At 71.8% G+C, this 15,506-nt stretch carries 18 protein-coding genes and 1 tRNA gene; 7 read left to right on the forward strand and 12 right to left on the reverse strand.

Annotation, left to right across the window (positions count from 1 at the left end; all coding sequences use genetic code 11):
• Window positions 1–253 precede the first annotated feature (253 nt).
• On the forward strand, window positions 254–1,126 hold the full coding sequence (locus AB0F81_RS45320; RefSeq protein WP_360209530.1) for a DMT family transporter: 873 nt from the start codon (window positions 254–256) through the stop codon (window positions 1,124–1,126).
• On the opposite strand, the gene AB0F81_RS45325 is transcribed toward AB0F81_RS45320, so the two are convergent.
• From AB0F81_RS45325 to AB0F81_RS45340, 4 genes are all read right to left on the reverse strand, one after another.
• Window positions 1,123–2,247 (reverse strand): glycosyltransferase 87 family protein, encoded by a 1,125-nt coding sequence (locus AB0F81_RS45325; RefSeq protein WP_360209533.1) that lies wholly within the window; start codon window positions 2,245–2,247, stop codon window positions 1,123–1,125. The two genes, AB0F81_RS45320 and AB0F81_RS45325, sit on opposite strands and share 4 nt — an antisense overlap.
• Window positions 2,248–2,585: 338 nt before the next feature.
• The gene (locus tag AB0F81_RS45330) at window positions 2,586–3,788 is read right to left on the reverse strand and encodes a hypothetical protein (RefSeq protein WP_360209536.1); all 1,203 of its coding nucleotides are present in this window, start codon (window positions 3,786–3,788) and stop codon (window positions 2,586–2,588) included.
• Window positions 3,789–3,829: 41 nt separating this feature from the next.
• Window positions 3,830–4,948, reverse strand: a complete 1,119-nt coding sequence (locus AB0F81_RS45335; RefSeq protein ID WP_360209538.1) for an ATP-binding protein — start codon at window positions 4,946–4,948, stop codon at window positions 3,830–3,832.
• Window positions 4,945–5,601: a response regulator transcription factor gene (locus AB0F81_RS45340; protein ID WP_360209541.1), complete on the reverse strand. Its 657-nt coding sequence runs from the start codon at window positions 5,599–5,601 to the stop codon at window positions 4,945–4,947. The genes AB0F81_RS45335 and AB0F81_RS45340 overlap by 4 nt, the downstream gene beginning before the upstream one ends.
• 88 nt (window positions 5,602–5,689) lie before the next feature.
• On the opposite strand from AB0F81_RS45340, the gene AB0F81_RS45345 reads away from it, so the two are divergent.
• Genes AB0F81_RS45345 through AB0F81_RS45360 form a run of 4 tightly spaced genes read left to right on the forward strand, consistent with a single transcriptional unit; the run spans window position 5,690 to window position 9,153 of the window.
• Entirely contained in the window at window positions 5,690–6,262 is a 573-nt protein-coding gene (locus AB0F81_RS45345) for a hypothetical protein (protein ID WP_360209544.1), read from the forward strand.
• Window positions 6,259–7,311, forward strand: coding sequence for a peptidoglycan-binding protein (locus tag AB0F81_RS45350; RefSeq protein ID WP_360209547.1), 1,053 nt, complete (start codon window positions 6,259–6,261; stop codon window positions 7,309–7,311). Before AB0F81_RS45345 ends, AB0F81_RS45350 begins: the two co-directional genes overlap by 4 nt.
• A complete protein-coding gene (locus tag AB0F81_RS45355) occupies window positions 7,308–7,967 on the forward strand; it encodes an ABC transporter ATP-binding protein (protein ID WP_360209549.1) in 660 nt (219 codons plus the stop codon). Before AB0F81_RS45350 ends, AB0F81_RS45355 begins: the two co-directional genes overlap by 4 nt.
• 1 nt (window position 7,968) lies before the next feature.
• Complete coding sequence (locus AB0F81_RS45360; protein WP_360209552.1) at window positions 7,969–9,153, forward strand: ABC transporter permease; 1,185 nt, start codon at window positions 7,969–7,971, stop codon at window positions 9,151–9,153.
• Here AB0F81_RS45360 and AB0F81_RS45365 read toward each other — a convergent pair.
• On the reverse strand, window positions 9,150–9,923 hold the full coding sequence (locus tag AB0F81_RS45365; protein ID WP_360209555.1) for a methyltransferase domain-containing protein: 774 nt from the start codon (window positions 9,921–9,923) through the stop codon (window positions 9,150–9,152). The two genes, AB0F81_RS45360 and AB0F81_RS45365, sit on opposite strands and share 4 nt — an antisense overlap.
• Window positions 9,924–10,015: 92 nt before the next feature.
• Here AB0F81_RS45365 and AB0F81_RS45370 point away from each other — a divergent pair, with 92 nt between their 5' ends.
• A complete protein-coding gene (locus tag AB0F81_RS45370) occupies window positions 10,016–10,708 on the forward strand; it encodes a helix-turn-helix domain-containing protein (protein ID WP_360209558.1) in 693 nt (230 codons plus the stop codon).
• Window positions 10,709–10,745: 37 nt separating this feature from the next.
• On the opposite strand, the gene AB0F81_RS45375 is transcribed toward AB0F81_RS45370, so the two are convergent.
• The 7 genes from AB0F81_RS45375 to AB0F81_RS45405 all read right to left on the reverse strand — a co-directional run bounded on the left by AB0F81_RS45375 (window position 10,746) and on the right by AB0F81_RS45405 (window position 14,674).
• Window positions 10,746–11,570 (reverse strand): SAM-dependent methyltransferase, encoded by an 825-nt coding sequence (locus tag AB0F81_RS45375; protein ID WP_360209561.1) that lies wholly within the window; start codon window positions 11,568–11,570, stop codon window positions 10,746–10,748.
• Window positions 11,571–11,662: 92 nt separating this feature from the next.
• On the reverse strand, window positions 11,663–11,965 hold the full coding sequence (locus tag AB0F81_RS45380; RefSeq protein ID WP_360209564.1) for a hypothetical protein: 303 nt from the start codon (window positions 11,963–11,965) through the stop codon (window positions 11,663–11,665).
• A gap of 1 nt (window position 11,966) precedes the next feature.
• Window positions 11,967–12,677 (reverse strand): hypothetical protein, encoded by a 711-nt coding sequence (locus tag AB0F81_RS45385; protein ID WP_360209567.1) that lies wholly within the window; start codon window positions 12,675–12,677, stop codon window positions 11,967–11,969.
• Between the two features lie 18 nt (window positions 12,678–12,695).
• Window positions 12,696–13,007, reverse strand: coding sequence for a hypothetical protein (locus AB0F81_RS45390; protein ID WP_360209569.1), 312 nt, complete (start codon window positions 13,005–13,007; stop codon window positions 12,696–12,698).
• A 17-nt stretch (window positions 13,008–13,024) separates the two neighbouring features.
• Window positions 13,025–13,342 (reverse strand): hypothetical protein, encoded by a 318-nt coding sequence (locus tag AB0F81_RS45395; protein WP_360209572.1) that lies wholly within the window; start codon window positions 13,340–13,342, stop codon window positions 13,025–13,027.
• Between the two features lie 160 nt (window positions 13,343–13,502).
• Window positions 13,503–13,578: transfer RNA gene (locus tag AB0F81_RS45400), tRNA-Arg, on the reverse strand.
• Between the two features lie 13 nt (window positions 13,579–13,591).
• Complete coding sequence (locus tag AB0F81_RS45405) at window positions 13,592–14,674, reverse strand: alpha/beta hydrolase (RefSeq protein ID WP_360209575.1); 1,083 nt, start codon at window positions 14,672–14,674, stop codon at window positions 13,592–13,594.
• Window positions 14,675–14,857: 183 nt separating this feature from the next.
• On the opposite strand from AB0F81_RS45405, the gene AB0F81_RS45410 reads away from it, so the two are divergent.
• Window positions 14,858–15,506 (forward strand): single-stranded DNA-binding protein (locus tag AB0F81_RS45410; RefSeq protein WP_360209578.1); only part of this gene is annotated, 649 nt, incomplete at its 3' end.

The raw sequence follows: 15,506 nt of genomic DNA on the forward strand, positions 1-15,506 counted from the left end.
GGCCGCCCAACGCCGGGCGCACGGCCTGGTGGAGCGGCACGCGGTGCGGCTCGCCCGGTCCCGGGCGCGCGCGGCGCCGACGGGTCCCGGTGGGTAGATGATGCCTCTTTGCGGCGGTCACCGTGCGCCCGGTCGGTATGTTCGATGGAGCGAGGTTCGCGCGATCGGGTGAGTTCGTGACAGCGGCGTGAGCGACCGGGCGGCCGGCCGCGGTGTGCGGCCGGTGCTGCGGCAGGGCAGCGAGGTGGGGGCGATGGGATCGCTGGGTTGGGCCGTCGCGCTCTCCCTGCTGTCCGCGGGCGCCTATGCGGCTGCCGCCGTCGCCCAGGAGCGCCTTGCCGAGCACCATCACCGCGGTCTGTCCCGGTGGGCGGCCGCACTGCTGCTCACCGGGGCCGGGGTGATCCTGCACGTGATCGCGCTCAACTTCGGGACGGTCGCGGTGGTGCAGGCGCTCGGCACGCTGACGCTGCTGTTCGCGCTGCCCATCGAGGTGATCCGCTATCACACCCCGATCAGCCGGGCGGCCTGGCTGGACGCCGGGCTGACCGTGGCCGGGCTGGCCATGATCCTCTCGTTGTCGGTGGAGTCGGAGGGCGCGGCGCTGCTCGCCGAGCAGACCGTGCAGTGGCTGGCGACGATCACCGCGGGTGCCGTCCTGCTCGGCGCCGCCGTCGCCTGGCGGGCCGGGCCGAGTGCGCGGGCGATGCTGCTCGCGGCGGCGGCCGGCGCCGCGTTCGGGATCGCCTCGGTCTTGTCGAAAGCGGTCCTGGCCTCCTTCACCACCGGCGGGGTGGGCGCGGTGTCGCGTTTCGCGCTGGGCATGGTGGCGACCTTCGCGATCAGTGGTTATCTGCTGGGCCAGCTGTCCTATCGGGGCGCCGGGCTGGCCACCCCGCTCGCCACGGTCAGCGTGACGAACCCGCTGGTCGCCGCGCTGGCCGGGGTGGTGCTCTTCGACGAGCGGGTCCGCTTCGGGGCGGCCGGCCTGGTCGCGGTGGGCGTGGCCGCCGTGATCATGAGCTGGGGCGTGGTGGGGCTGGCCCGGCGGACCGCCGGCACCGGCAGCGGCTCGCGGCAGCCGTCGGACGGGCCGCCGCGCTCGCAGCAGCCGGCAGCGGGTTAGGCGCCGCCCGCCCTTCGCATCAGTGGCCTGCCCGTGACCTCGGGTGTGCCGGTGTCGCGCGACCACGGATCAGCGACGGGCGGGGCGGGATTCGGGCGGGTGAGCAGCAGGGCGAGGGCGATGGCCAGCAGCAGGCGCGATTCGCGCAACGGGGCCCAGGTCAGCGCGGTGACCGGCGCGATCATGACGGTCAGGACGGTGGCGCGGGCCAGATGGCTGAGGGGAAGGAAGGCGGCCAGCACCAGCCAGACCTGGTGATGCGTCCACGAGACGGGGGAGAGCACGATGCCGGCGGCGCCGGTGACGACCAGGGCGGTGCGCGGGTCGTGCAGGGTGGTGGTGCGCCACAGGGCGACGGCGGCGATCGCCGCGGCCAGTGCGGTGGCCAGCAGCGCGCGATGCGGGACGTCGAGGCGCAGCAGGGCGCCGTTCAGCGACTGGTTGCCGACTGAGGTGATGAAACCGAGGCGGGCGACGTCGTGCACCTCGCCGCTCCAGTAACGCCACGAGTCGTGCGGGAGCAGGAGCGCGCCCACGGTGGTGCATGCCAGGAACGTCGCGGTGGCGAGCGCGGCGGCCCGGCGGCGGCCGGTGAGCCAGAGCATCGGGATGAAGATCAGCGGGGTGAGTTTGACGGCGGCCGCCAGTCCGATGAGGACGCCCTGAAAGCGGCTGGATCGCAGGGCCAGGACGTCGGTGGTGACCAGCAGCGCCAGCAGCAGGCTGACCTGGCCGTATCGGAAGTTGGAGGAGATCGGGGCGGAGAGCATCAGCAGGACGGCGATCCACGGCGCGGCCCGGCGGTTGAAGAGCCGGGCCAGCGCGACGGTCGCCAGGGCGGTGCCGAGGGTCCATGCCGGGAAGAGGATCTCGGCGGGCAGCCGGGCCGGAATCAGCAGGACCAGGGCGGCGAACGGGGGATAGGTGAAGGGCGCGTTGCCGTTGCGGATGTAGTCGTAGAGGCTGCCGCCGGCCTGCAGGGTGTCGAGGGCGCCGAGGTAGACCTGCAGGTCGGTGAGGCGCATCGACTCCGGGCGGAGCAGGGCGAGGATGCCCGTCACCGCGGCGACGAGGGCGGCTGGGGCCCAGAGCAGGCCGGGGCTTCGGGTGATCGCGAGCATTATCGTTTCCCTACATAGGGTGCCAGGAGGGTTCGCTGGTGGCGGTTGTTCGGTGCGGCGGGTTGCTGCTTGCGGGTGGCTGGCGGGGCGAGGCGGCGCCGCGGGCTGTGAGGTCAGGCGGGGTTGCCTACTTGCGGCTAGGCGGTGGCCTCACACGCCGCGGCGTGTGAGGCCAGGCGGGTTGCCTGCGTGCGGGCAGGCGGTGGGCGAAACGCACCGCGGCGTGTGGGCCAGGCGGGTTGCCTGCGTGCGGGCAGGCGTTGGGCGAGACCCGGTGCGGGTGTGAGGTCAGGAGGGTTGCGTGCGGGCGGTAGGCGCGTGGCGGCGCGTTGGCGGGGTCAGGCTGGTTGTCTGCGTGCGGTCAGGTGAGCGAGTTGTCTGCGTGCGGTCAGATGGTGGGCGAGCAGCAGCGCCGCGGCGAAGGCCAGGATGGCTCGGCCGGCGGGATGTGCGAGGAAGCCGAAGCCGAAGACCGACGAGTTGTCGATGATCCGGGGCAGGGCGAGGTCGGCTGCGGTGGCGGCACGCGGTAGGTGTTCGGTGAGGAGCAGGATCGCGCCGGCAGTGCCGGCGGCCGCGACGATCGTCGGGTCCACCGCATGCCGGATCCGGCCGGCGAACCGGATCGCCGGCCGGCGGAGGTGCGCCTGGGAGCGGGTGCTCCCGGTGGTCAGCAGGGTGGCTGTCAGATAGGCGGTGCACAGCAGGAGCGGGCCGGTCAGCGCCGCCGTGTTGGCGAGCAGGATGTCCGAGGCATACACCGCCGGGGCGGTGCTGGGCGGGCTCGGGCTGACGTGCGGGCCGAAACCGCCGGTGCCGCCGGGGAGCATGGACAGCGGGAACCAGGCCGGGGCTGAGGTGACCGGGATGCCCAGGGTGGCCGCGGCGTGCAGGGAACCCGCCACGGCAGCCGACTGCACGGACAGGAGGCCGCCGATGATCGCGGTCAGGGCGGCCGGCCGGGTGCGGCCGGAGGCGCGGAGCCGCGAAGTGGCCCAGGTGGTCAGCAGCGTCAGCGCGGTCCAGGCAGCCACCGCGGGGGTCACGTCCCGCCAGCCCATGAACGGCATGACCGCGGTTTCATTGCCGGCGAGCAGGAACGCGTACGCCGCGGCGCCGGTCAGAATGGCGGCCCGGACCGGGCGGCGGGGTTGCCGGCGTGCGCCGGCAAGGGCCATGAGCAGCGCCGACGCGGCCAGCAGGGCGCACACCAGGACGGCCTCACCGGACCAGGGCAGCCGGGTCTCGGCGGTGTGCAGGGCCAGGTGGACGCCGTTGAACAGGGCCGCGGCCAGCAGCACGACCAGGGTGGCCGCGGTGCCGGCGCGGGCGGCCGCGGCGGCGTGCTGCGGCCAGGGGCGGTCGGTCGTGGGCGCGGTGGCGAGGCTGGTGGCGAAGGTGAGCATGCGCCACGGCCGGCCGTGCAGGGCGGCCAGCTCGGCCTGCCACTCCTGGCGCAAGGTCTCGGCGACCCCGGCCGGCCAGCGCCGGGCGGCGGCGCCGATCAGGGCTCGGGCAATGCGCTCCGCGAGTACGGCCATGTCGGAACTCTACATAGCCTCGGCCAGCGGGGAAAGACCCTTCAGGGCGCGCGCGGCAGCATCACGGTGACGATCAGGCCACCCTCGTCGCGGGCCGCCGCGTGCACCTCACCGCCGTGCGCCCGGGCCACCGCCCGCACGATCGACAGGCCGAGACCGGCGCCCGGGGAGACGAGCCGTTCGGTGCCGTAGCGGTGGAACGGCTCGAACAGGTTCGATACCTCGTAGCGGGGGATCACCGGGCCCGAGTTGGCGACCTGCAACTCGACCCAGCCGTCGGTGCGGGTACGGGTCGCCACGCTCACCCAGCCGTCGGACGCGACGTTGTGCCGTACCCCGTTCTCCACCAGGTTCTGCACCAGCCGCTCCAGCAGCACCGGGTCGCCGAGCACCGCCGCCTCCCCGGGCTCGGTGACCACCTTCACGTCCTCGGCCGTGGCGACGTGCTCGACGATGTCGGCCAGGTCCACGTAGGAGCGCTCGGTCACCTCCCGGTCCGACCGGGCCAGCAGCAGCAGCCCGTCGATCAGCCGGCCGTGCCGGTCGTTGATGGCGAGCAGCGTGGCGCCGAGCTGGCGCACCTCCGGCGAGACCGTCTTCGGGGTGAGCGCGACCTCCAGCAGCGTGCGGTTGAGGGTGAGCGGGGTGCGCAGCTCGTGCGACGCGCTGGCGATGAACCGCCGCTGCCCGTCGAACGAGTTGTCCAGCCGGGCCAGCATCAGGTCGAACGTGTCCGCCAGCTGTTTGATCTCGTCGTCCGGCCCGTCCAGGGCGATCCGCTCGTGCAGGCCCCGGTCGGCGGCCGGCGACTCGGCGATGCGGCGCGCGGTCGCGGTGATCTGGTTCAGCGGCTGCAGCAGCCGGCCGGCGATCAGCCAGCCCAGCGCGATGGTCGCGGCGCTCACCACGGCCAGGGCGATCGCGCCCTGGGTGAGCAGGGCGTGCAGGGTGTCGGCGCGGGCGCCCTCCACGATCTCCCGGACGTACGTCTCCCCGTTCGGCGGTGGCGGCGCGGCGGTCCCGCTGGAGACGGTCGCCTGCACCGCGCCCGGCATGTCCCGGCCGATCAGAACGTAGATGGCGCCCATCAGCACCAGCCCGGCGAGCAGGAACAACCCGCCGTAGACGAGGGTGAGCCGGCCGCGCACGGTGAGTCTCATCGGATCCGGTACCCCACTCCCGGCTCGGTCAGCACCACCGGCGGGTCACCGAGTTTGCGGCGCAGCTTGAGGATCGTCATCCGCACCGCGTGGCTGAACGGGTCGGCGTTCTCGTCCCACGCCTTCTCCAGCAGCGTCTCGGCGGAGACCGCGGTGCCGTCGGCGCGCAACAGCTCGGCCAGCACGGCGAACTCCTTGCGCGACAGCGGCACGTACCGGCCGTCGCGGTGCACCTCCCGCCGGTACGGGTCCAGGCTGATCCCGGCCCGGCGCAGAACCGGCGGCGCGGCCGGCCGGGCCCGCCGCCCGAGCGCCGCCACCCGCGCGGACAGCTCCCGGAAGGCGAACGGTTTCGGCAGGTAGTCGTCGGCGCCGAGGGACAGCCCGGTGACCCGGTCGTCGACCCCGGCCGCAGCGGTCAGCATCAGCACCCGGATGTCGGCTTTGCGCTCGGCGAGCACCTGGCACACCTTGTCGCCGTGCACCACCGGCACATCCCGGTCGAGGACCACCACGTCGTAGTCGTTCACGTCGATCCGTTCCAGGGCCGACCCGCCGTCGTAGACGACGTCCACCGCGTGGGCCTCGTGCCGCAAGCCCTGCGCCACCGCGTCGGCGAGCAGCGGCTCGTCCTCCACCACCAGGATCCGCATCCCTCCATACTGGCCTGTCGCCGTGTCAACTCACCGTCACCGTTTTCGATGACGCCCGGGAAACCCGCCCGTCGCTTCACTGCCTGTCATGGAGACGACGAGATGGAGAACGGCTCTCGCGCTCGGCGTACTGCTCGCGGCATTGGCTTCGGGCTGCGCGGGAAGCGCCGAAAGCCCCACCGTGGCCACCGCGGCCAGCAGTGACCCGAAAGCCACCGGAACCGCGACCCCGACGGCGAGCGTCGACCCGGACGCGCCGCTGAAGCATGCGCGGTGCATGCGTGCGAACGGCATGACGTGGTTCCCCGACCCGCAGGACGGCAGGATGGCGGTCGAGCTGCCGGCCAACGTCGACCGGGAGAAACTCGAGGCGGCCGAGGAGGCGTGCCGGCAGTACGCACCGGACGGCGGGGAGAAACCGCGGATGGATCCGGAGCTGCTCGAACAGGCCCGGCAGATGGCCAAGTGCATGCGGGAGAACGGGGTGCCGAACTTCCCTGACCCGGACCCCGACGGCAGCTCGGTGGTCGACGGCAGCAAGGTCGGCATGGGCCCGGGCGACCCGGTGTTCGACAAGGCCGAACAGGCCTGCTCGAAGTACCGGCCGTCCGGCGCGGTCGAACAGCACCGCGAGGCCGGCAGCGGCGGCGGTGGGGTATGAGACGGCGCACGACCATCGGCCTGGCCGCGGTGCTGACGGCAGGGGCGGCGGCCGCGGCGGTGACCGTGGCCGGCCTGCCCGAGGCGCGGAGCGGCACCGGGTCCGGCAGCACCCTGCCGGCGGCCACCGCGCCGGTGAAGAAGGAGACACTCGTCGACCGGGAGGACCACAACGGTTCACTCGGGTACGGCACCAGCACCACCCTCGGCACCCGGCTGTCCGGCACCGTGACCCGCCTGCCCGCCGCCGGCGCCACGGTCACCCGGGGCAAAGCGCTCTACCACCTGGACAACGACCCGGTCACCCTGCTCTACGGAAAGCTCCCGGCGTACCGGGACCTGTCGCCGGGCGTGGAGGGCGCCGACGTCAAACAGTTCGAGAAGAACCTGTGGGCGCTGGGCTACCGCGGCTTCACCGTCGACGACGAGTACACCTCGGCGACCGCCGGCGCCGTCGAGGACTGGCAGGACGACCTCGGGCTGACCGAGACCGGCACGGTCGCGCTCGGCCGGGTCGTCTACCAGCCGGGCCCGGTCCGCGTGGACGCGCAGATCGCCACGGTCGGCGCCGCCGCCCAGCCCGGCGCCGAGATCGTGGAGGTCACCGGCACCGGCCGGGTCGCCACGGTGGAACTGGACATGGGCGACCAGCGGCTGGCCCAGAAGGGCGCCGCCGTCGAGGTGACCCTGCCCGACGGCAAGACCGTCGCCGGCCGGATCAGTGACGTCACCACGTTCGTCGACACCTCCGACAACCCGAACCAGGAGGACACCACCAAGCTGCGCCTGAGCATCACCTTCGGCACGGCGCCCCGCGGCCTGGACGACGCCTCGGTGACGGTCGCCTTCACCTCCTCGCGCCGGGAGAACGTGCTGACCGTGCCGGTCAACGCGCTGCTCGCGCTCGCCGAGGGCGGGTACGGCCTGCAGATCGTCGACAACGGCGCCACCCGGATCGTCGCCGTCGAGACCGGCCTGTTCGCCGACGGCCGGGTCGAGGTCACCGGCTCCGGCCTGGCCGAGGGCACGACGGTCGGGGTGCCGGCATGAGCGCGGTCATCGAGCTTGCCGGGGTCTCGAAGACCTACCGCGGTGGCGTGACCGCGCTGCGCGACGTCGACCTGACCGTCGAACCCGGCGAGCTGATCGCGATCGTCGGGCCGTCCGGTTCCGGCAAGTCCACCATGCTGCATCTGATCGGCACCCTGGACCGGCCGTCCACCGGCACGGTGCGCATCGACGGCCACGACGTGGCGGCGCTCTCCGACCGGCAGCTCTCCGCCCTGCGGGCTCGGCGGATCGGTTTCGTGTTCCAGCAGTTCCACCTCGCCCCAGGGCGCGACGCCGTCGCCACCGTGGCTGACGGGCTGCTGTACGCGGGCGTACCGAAGAAGGAGCGTGAGCGGCGTGCCGAGGCCGCGCTGGTGCGGGTCGGTCTCGGTGACCGCCTCGGGCACCGCCCGCACCAGCTCTCCGGCGGTGAACGGCAGCGGGTCGCCGTGGCCCGGGCCGTCGCCGGCGACCCGGCGGTGCTGCTCGCCGACGAACCCACCGGCAACCTGGACTCGGTGTCCGGCGCCGCCGTGGTCGACCTGCTGCGGGAACTGAACACGGCCGGCACCACCGTGCTGGTCATCACCCACGACCACGAGATCGCCGGCCGGCTGCCCCGCCAGGTGCCGATGCTCGACGGGCGGGTGGTGTGAGATGCCGACGCCCCAACCGGTCCGGCTGCGCACCTCCGACCTGCTGCGGCTCGGCGGTTCCGGCCTGCGGGCCCGCCCCCTGCGCGCTGTCCTGTCCGCGCTGGGCATCGCGATCGGGATCGCCGCGATGGTCGCCGTGGTCGGCATCTCCACCTCCAGCCGCGCCGACCTGGACCGGGCCCTCGCCGCGCTCGGCACCAACATGCTGACCGTGGCCCCGGGCAACACCATGCTCGGTGAGACGGCGACCCTGCCCGACGACGCCCTCGGCATGATCGAACGGATCGGGCCGGTTACCTCGGCGACCGCCACCGGCCGGGTCACGGACGCCAACGTCTACCGCACCGACCGCATCCCGCAGGGGGAGACCGGCGGGCTGTCACTGCTCGCCGCCCAGCTCGACCTGCTCGCCACGGTCGGCGCCGACCTGGCCCGCGGCACCTGGCTGAACGCCGCCACCGCCCGATACCCGGCGGTGGTCCTGGGCGCCTCCGCGGCCCGGCGGCTCGGTGACGTGCCGGCGGTCTACATCGGAGGCCGCTGGTACACGGTGATCGGTGTCCTCGACCGGGTGCCGCTGGCCCCGGAAATCGACGACGCGGTGCTCATCGGCTGGGACGCGGCCGAGACCTACCTGGCCTTCGACGGGCACGCCACCACCGTCTACACCCGTTCCGTCGACTCGCAGGTGGAGGCCGTCCGGTCGGTGCTCGCCCCGACCGCCAACCCGGAGAGCCCCGACGAGGTGGAGGTCTCCCGGCCGTCCGACGCCCTCGCCGCGCGGCGCGCCGCCAACCAGACCTTCACCGCGCTGCTGCTTGGGCTCGGCGCGGTGGCGCTGCTGGTCGGCGGCATCGGCGTCGCCAACACCATGGTGATCTCGGTGCTGGAACGGCGGGCCGAGATCGGGCTGCGCCGCTCACTCGGCGCCACCCGCGGCCAGATCCGCACCCAGTTCGTCGCCGAGTCGCTGCTGCTGTCGCTGCTCGGTGGCGCCGGCGGGGTGCTCGGCGGGGTCGCGGTCACCGCGGTCTACGCCGGCACCCAGCAGTGGCCGACGGTCGTACCGCTGTGGGCGGCCGCCGGCGGGCTCGGCGCGACCCTGGTGATCGGCGTGATCGCCGGTCTCTACCCGGCCATCCGGGCCGCCCGGCTCGCGCCGACCGAAGCGCTGGCCGCGGCCTAACCGGCCGCCGACGCCACCACCAGGTGGGCTTCGATGGGTACGGCGACACTGCCGCCGATCCCCGCGAAGCCCGCCATCGGCGCCCGGCACGCCGCGGTGATCCGGTCCTGCGCCACCGGCCCCAGCGGCAGCAGCTCACCCGCCACGAACACGTCCAGAGACGGCGCCCAGATCGCGCTCATCCACGTGTCGAACACCTCGATGCGCAACCCGGCCGCCGCGAACCAGCCGGCCAGCTCGTCCGGGTCGCCGGCGGCGAAATAGAGGCCGAGCAGCTTGATCGCCTCCGGCCCGGCGTGTTCGGCCACCACCTCGGTGAACACCCGGTAGCCGGTGCTGTGCGACAGCCGCCCCGGCACCTGCACCGCGACCCGGCCGGCCACCCGGCGCATCTCCCGCAACACGGCCGGCCGGTCCGCGATGAACATCAGCGCCGCCTGCGACAACGCCACATCGAACGAGCCGTCGGCGAACGGCAGCCCGGTCGCGTCGCCCTTCTCCCAGCACAGCTCCGGCCGGACCCGCCGGGCCACCGCCAGCATCGCCTCACTGCGATCCAAACCGGTCACCGACCCGGACGGCCCAACCCGGTCAGCGGCCGTGCGAGCCACGATCCCGGTGCCGCACGCCACATCCAGCACCCGGCTGCCGGCGCGCACCCCCGCGGTCTCGACCAGACGCCGCGCCCACGCCCCGAAGAGCGCCGGCACGAACGTCGCCTCGTAGAAGTCGGCGGTCTCCGCCGACAGGGCGTAAGTCTGTTCGGTCATGTGCCCAGACAAGCAGCGCCGGGCAGCCGCCGATAGTACGAATACTGGACCGGGGCTTGGCGGACCGCACCCCGCCACCGGATCGTGGAGGGATGCGAGGCTACGGGCAGTACTGTCCGATCGCCCTGGCCGCCGAGGTCTTCGCCGAACGATGGACCCCCATCATCGTCCGCAACCTGCACCTCGGCTGCGGGCGGTTCACCGAGATCCTCGACGGCGCGCCGGGGCTGCCGCGCAGCGTGCTCGTGCAACGGCTGCGCCGGCTGGAACACCACGGCGTCGTCCGGCGCGTCCAGGACGGGCGGTCCACCGCCTACCGCCTCACCACCTGCGGCCACGAACTCGCCGAGGTCTGCCTCGCCCTCGGCGCCTGGGGCGCCCGCTGGCGCTCGGTGCGTCCCGAGGACCAGGACCCCTACCTCGCCCTGTGGACCCTGTCCCGGATGATCCCGGCGGAACTCGTGCCCCGCCCGCGCGTCGTGGTCGCCTTCCAGATCACCGACCGGCCCGCACCGAACCGTTTCTGGCTGGTCCTCAGCCGCACCGGCAACGAGGTCTGCGCCCACCCGCCCGGCTTCGACGAGGACGGGCAGGTGGTCACCGACACCGCCGGGGTGGTCCGCTGGTATGCCGGCGAGGCCGCCCTCACCGGGCGGATCACCGCGCCACGCTGGCTGCGCACGTCACTCACGGCCTGGGGCAGGCTCAACCCCTATCTCGGTACGGGGTCGGGGCATGACGTGCAACCACCCGCTGACGCCCGGATGCCGCCTCGACGGCCGTGACCCCGGCATATGGTCGCGCTAGCGAGTACCTCTTGTTCTAAAGCTTGCGGGCCACGCCGCCGATCATCGTGTAGTAGCTGTCCTTCTGCGCGGCCTCGGCCTCCGGGCCGGGCCGCCACTCGGCCAGCGGGACCAGACCGGGCTCGACCATCTCGAAATCGCCGAAATACGCCTCGATCTCGGCGCGGCGCCGCCACCGGCCGGTGCCGAGCGTCTCGTTGAACACCCGCTCGGCGTCCCGCACCTTCAGCGAGGTCTCCGGGTGCTCCTCCGCAGGATCCCAGAAATGGATGATCGCCAGATGACTGCCCGGCGGCAGCGCGTCCCGCAACGTCGCCGCGATCTGGCCCGGGTCCTCGTCATCGTGCAGGTGATGCAGGATCGACAACAGCAGCAGACCGACCGGCTCGGAGAAATCCAGATACTCCCGGACCCGCGGGTGCTCGAGAATCGCCCTCGGCGACCGGATGTCACCCTCGATGATCGCGCTGGTGCCCTCGTCGGCGAGCAGCGCCCGGCCGTGCGCCAGCACCATCGGATCGTTGTCCACATAGACGGTGCGGGCCGCCGGGTTCACCTCACGGGCCACCTGATGCACATTGGTCTGCGTCGGCAGACCGGAACCGACATCGAGGAACTGCCGGATGCCGCGCTCCTCGGCCAGGAAACGCACCACCCGGCGCAGGAAAGCGCGACAGGCCCGCCCGGCCTCCTGCGCGTCCGGCATGATCTCCAGCGCCCGCTGCGCGGCCATCCGGTCGATCGCGAAGTTGTCCTTGCCGCCGACCATGAAGTCGTAGACCCGGGCGATGCTGGGCGTCGTGACATCGACGCCGGGCGGAATCGGTTCGTCGGCGGTCACCCTGACATCCTTCCGGGGAAAAGCTCGCGGCCGCCGCCGATCTTAATCGAGGATGCTCACTTTCGGTGACCCCGGAAACTGCGAAGCCTGCGTCAAGGCCTGCCGTCGAGTTGATCGGCGGCCTCGTCGATCAATTTGGTGCGATCGTCGTCGCTCAGCGCCGCCTGATACGCCATGAACTGCTCCATCGCTTGGAGAATCGGCGCTGCGTAGGCCGCGCTGTGCGCCACGTCGCGTAAAGCGATCCGCCCGGCAAGCACGTCATCCGCCATCTCCGCCAGCTCCGAACCGGCCGTGCCGCCGCGAAGCTTCTCCAGACTCCACCGCAGCTCTTCCGCGAGTCTCCGGTTGCCGGCCATCTGTTCCAGCTCATTCCGCACGGCGTCGTCGGTCATCTCACGCCCCCGGCAATGCGTACGCGGTTCGGGGCAACGGCACGGTGGACAGGTCGCCACCCTTGTATCCGATGTCCATGCCGGTGCCGAAGACTCCCAGGATGACGCTGCCGGCCGTGTTGATGAGGATCGACGCCTTATTGATCTTTGCGAGGATCTGCACCAGCTGGAGGCCGGCCACGCCATAGCCGGCCGCCACACCGACGCCGGTCGCAGCGGTAGCAGCCCAGACGATGGCACCGATGAGGAACTTGTCGGCGATGGCCTGAACGATATTGCCGAGCTGGTTGGACAACTGCCACGCCCCGAGCGCGGCTTTCTCGTAGTCCTGTTGGATGTCTCGCAGGTTGATCTGCTGGCCGTTCAAGGCCGCGGCGAAGTCGGAGAAGTACCGGTGCGCCGCGTCGGCGGCGTTGCCGTCCCAGTGACCGTCAAGCTGCAACGCGCCGTCCTGGACGTCGATGCCGAGTTCAGCGAGGCAGTCGGCGAGCTGCCCCATCGCGCCGCCGAACTTCCAGATCGCATCCCATTCGCCGGTGATCGCATCCATGCAGTAGCCGATGACGTCGAAGCCGGTCGCTGCCTCTACGCCCCTGTTCAGCCAGGCAGCAGGGCTCATGTAGTTGAAGAGATCCAACGGGTTGACGAATCCCTGAGTCCAGGTCTCGTCCGGCAGCGACGGCGCCACCAAGTGGATGGCTGGATCCGGCATGACGGTCTCCCGTGTGGCTCAGTCTCGGAATTCCAGGCCGCGCGGAACTTGCGGATAGGTGGCATCGATCTCCGCGGCGGACCGCGTATCCGTGCGTTCGTACTCCGCGGCCGCGACACGAAGCGCCTCCGCCGAGTCGATGCCCAGGCTCTTGAGGCGCGTCATCAGGTGATGCAGCTCCGCGAGGAGAACACGGTGCCCCGGCGCCACGAAACCCATCAGGCCCTGCTCGTGGAACGTGAAGTCCCCATACACGGAGACGTAGCGGTCCGCTTCCTCGCCTACACGTTCAACGTCGCCGAGCCGGCCCGCGTAGTCCCGCAGTGCCATCGGTTCCACTCGGAAAGTCATACCGGCGTCATCCCGTTCACGATGGCGGCGGCAGCGATCAGCAGGACCGTCCCGATGGCCGCGAAGAGCAGGCTGCGGCGCCAAAGTCGCGCGGCGGCGACCTCATCCTCGGTTCGGTGCAGCTTGATCGCATCGATGAACGAATAGGCGAATGCCGCGCCCGGCAGCAGCATCACCGGCCACCCGAGCGCGGGGACCGGGTAGCCCGAAACCGTGCTCACGAGCAGGCCGAAGAGAACCATCAGATAGACGCCGGACAGGAAGATGGCAAACTTCCCCGCGCCGCGCTGCATGTCCAGCCTGGTACTGACCACGGGTGTCCCTTTCCAGCGCTTGAACCTTCAGTCTCCGCACTGGTACACGCCGGTTCCGCGACACGGGTTCAACCTTCAGTACCCCCGCGCCTTGCACATGGTGATTCGAGCGCGGGTTCCGCGCAGCGCTGGTTCGCCTATCGCGGTGGGTCGAAGTGGTTGGCGCGCCCGGCAGGATTCGAACCTGCGACCGACGGATTAGAAGTCCGTTGCTCTATCCGCTGAGCTACGAGCGCTGGCCTGCACATACTAGGCGGTCGTGCCGGACTTGTCGTCCGCCTCGTCGGCGATTGCCGATTCCACCGCCGCTTCGGCGGCTCCGAGCATGGTGGCCCGGCCCGCCTGGTCCTCCGGCGCCGGCGGCACGGCGACCTCCGGGGTGCCCGGCGCGGGCAGGAACGCGTTCACCCAGCGGCCCAGCTCACGGAACACCTCGGTGCGCACCTCCTTGCCGGAGAGCGTGAGATCGTGCATGCCGCCGTCGAAGCGCGCGATGGTCACCCGCGGCCCGAGCCCGGGCGCCCAGCGGGTGATGTGTTCCACGTCCAGCACGGAATCGGTCACCCGCACGTCGTCGTGCCATTCCCGGCCGCGGAACGTGCGGCTGGAACAGGCCACCAGCACCGGCACGTCGATGTCGAGGCCGGCGCGCAGCCGGCGCTGGCCGCGCCGGATGGCGTCCAGCCAGCCCGTCCGCACCGGGAAACCCATGATCGGCTTCCAGGCCAGGTCGTAGTTCCACTCACCGTGGTGCTCGCTGTGCAGGCTCTTGCCATAGAGGCCGAGCGAGGCGACCGGCATTTTTCGGTACGGCGAGCGGCCGCTGATCGCGAGCACGGCGGCCAGCAACGGCCGGCGCATCAGCCAGGGCAGGTTGAAGTCGAAGAACGGACTGTTCAGAAACAGTCCGTCGACGATGCCGCGCCCCTTGCGGGTGTGCGCCCACAACGAGGTGATCAGGCCTCCCGTGGAGTGGCCGGTGACCAGCAGTTGGTCGTGGCCGTCCTGCTCCCGGATGATCCGGGCCGCCTCGTCGAGCTCCGGGAAGTAGTCGGTGAGGCTGCGGGCGAAGTTCGGCGTCTGGTGCGGCAGCAGACTGCGGCCGTATTTTCGCAGGTCGAGGGCGTAGAAGTCCCAGCCGCGCTCGACGAAGAAATCGGCCAGATGGGTCTGGAAGAAGTAGTCGACGAAGCCGTGCACGTGCAGCACCGCGCGCCGGGTCGGTGTCTCCGCCCGCCGGCGCACCAGAGTCGCCACCACCGGGCCCTCGTCGTCGCTGCCCAGATCGATGCTGTGCCGTTCGTAGGGCCAGCCAAGGACGTCGGTCTCCACACGCCCAGGTTACCCACCGGTACGCGGTGGTGTGCCATATCAAATCCGCTCGCCGGCGCGGGCGTTGTCCACAGTTCGGCGCTGTCCACAGCCGGAACCGGCAAGATCCCCGGAGCCGGCGCCGCAGCGGCCAAGCTCTGCCTCGACCGACATCGTCGAACGTCCCCGAGGGAGAGAAACGTCGTGAACGAAACCACCATTGTCCTGGTCGGCAATGTGTTGACCGCGCCCGAGTGGCGCCGGGTCAGCAGCACCAACTCGCTGGTCGCCAACTTCCGGGTCGCCTCCACGGCCCGCCGCCTCGACCGGGAGACCGGCCGGTGGGTGGACGGCAACACCATGCGGGTGCGGGTGACCGCGTGGCGCAAACTCGCCGAAGGCGTCGCATCCTCGATCGCCGTCGGCGATCCGGTGATCGTTTTCGGCCGGATCTACAACCGCGACTGGGTCGACGACGACCACAAGCACCGCGTCTCGTACGAGATGGAGGCCCTCGCGATCGGCCACGACCTGAGCCGTGGCCGGGGCCGGTTCTACCGCAACAAGCCCGGCCCGGCCAACAGCATGATCGAGGGACCCGACGCCGACGCGATCGTGCGCGGTGAGCCGTCCGTCGCGCTCGACGACACCGAGGCGCCGGTGACCTACGGCGACGGGCTGCCCGAGCGGCTCCCGGAGGAGGAGGCGCCCACCTTCCTCGAAGTGGTGGCCGACCTGGCCGACGAGCCCGGCTTCGAGGAGCCGGCACCCGAGGCACCCAGCCCGGCGCCCACCGAGCCGGCCGAGGCGCCCGAGCGGGCCGAGGCGCCCGAGCGGGCCGAGGCGCCCGAGC

Source organism: Actinoplanes sp. NPDC024001 (genome assembly GCF_040638955.1).
Lineage (GTDB): Bacteria > Actinomycetota > Actinomycetes > Mycobacteriales > Micromonosporaceae > Actinoplanes.

Excerpts from the sequence above, each read along its gene's own strand:
- AB0F81_RS45320 (WP_360209530.1), top strand. The coding sequence starts at position 254 with ATGGGATCGCTGGGTTGGGCCGTCGCGCTCTCCCTGCTGTCCGCGGGC.
- AB0F81_RS45325 (WP_360209533.1), bottom strand. The coding sequence starts at position 2,247 with ATGCTCGCGATCACCCGAAGCCCCGGCCTGCTCTGGGCCCCAGCCGCC.
- AB0F81_RS45330 (WP_360209536.1), bottom strand. The coding sequence starts at position 3,788 with ATGGCCGTACTCGCGGAGCGCATTGCCCGAGCCCTGATCGGCGCCGCC.
- AB0F81_RS45335 (WP_360209538.1), bottom strand. The coding sequence starts at position 4,948 with ATGAGACTCACCGTGCGCGGCCGGCTCACCCTCGTCTACGGCGGGTTG.
- AB0F81_RS45340 (WP_360209541.1), bottom strand. The coding sequence starts at position 5,601 with ATGCGGATCCTGGTGGTGGAGGACGAGCCGCTGCTCGCCGACGCGGTG.
- AB0F81_RS45345 (WP_360209544.1), top strand. The coding sequence starts at position 5,690 with ATGGAGACGACGAGATGGAGAACGGCTCTCGCGCTCGGCGTACTGCTC.
- AB0F81_RS45350 (WP_360209547.1), top strand. The coding sequence starts at position 6,259 with ATGAGACGGCGCACGACCATCGGCCTGGCCGCGGTGCTGACGGCAGGG.
- AB0F81_RS45355 (WP_360209549.1), top strand. The coding sequence starts at position 7,308 with ATGAGCGCGGTCATCGAGCTTGCCGGGGTCTCGAAGACCTACCGCGGT.
- AB0F81_RS45360 (WP_360209552.1), top strand. The coding sequence starts at position 7,969 with ATGCCGACGCCCCAACCGGTCCGGCTGCGCACCTCCGACCTGCTGCGG.
- AB0F81_RS45365 (WP_360209555.1), bottom strand. The coding sequence starts at position 9,923 with ATGACCGAACAGACTTACGCCCTGTCGGCGGAGACCGCCGACTTCTAC.
- AB0F81_RS45370 (WP_360209558.1), top strand. The coding sequence starts at position 10,016 with ATGCGAGGCTACGGGCAGTACTGTCCGATCGCCCTGGCCGCCGAGGTC.
- AB0F81_RS45380 (WP_360209564.1), bottom strand. The coding sequence starts at position 11,965 with ATGACCGACGACGCCGTGCGGAATGAGCTGGAACAGATGGCCGGCAAC.
- AB0F81_RS45385 (WP_360209567.1), bottom strand. The coding sequence starts at position 12,677 with ATGCCGGATCCAGCCATCCACTTGGTGGCGCCGTCGCTGCCGGACGAG.
- AB0F81_RS45390 (WP_360209569.1), bottom strand. The coding sequence starts at position 13,007 with ATGGCACTGCGGGACTACGCGGGCCGGCTCGGCGACGTTGAACGTGTA.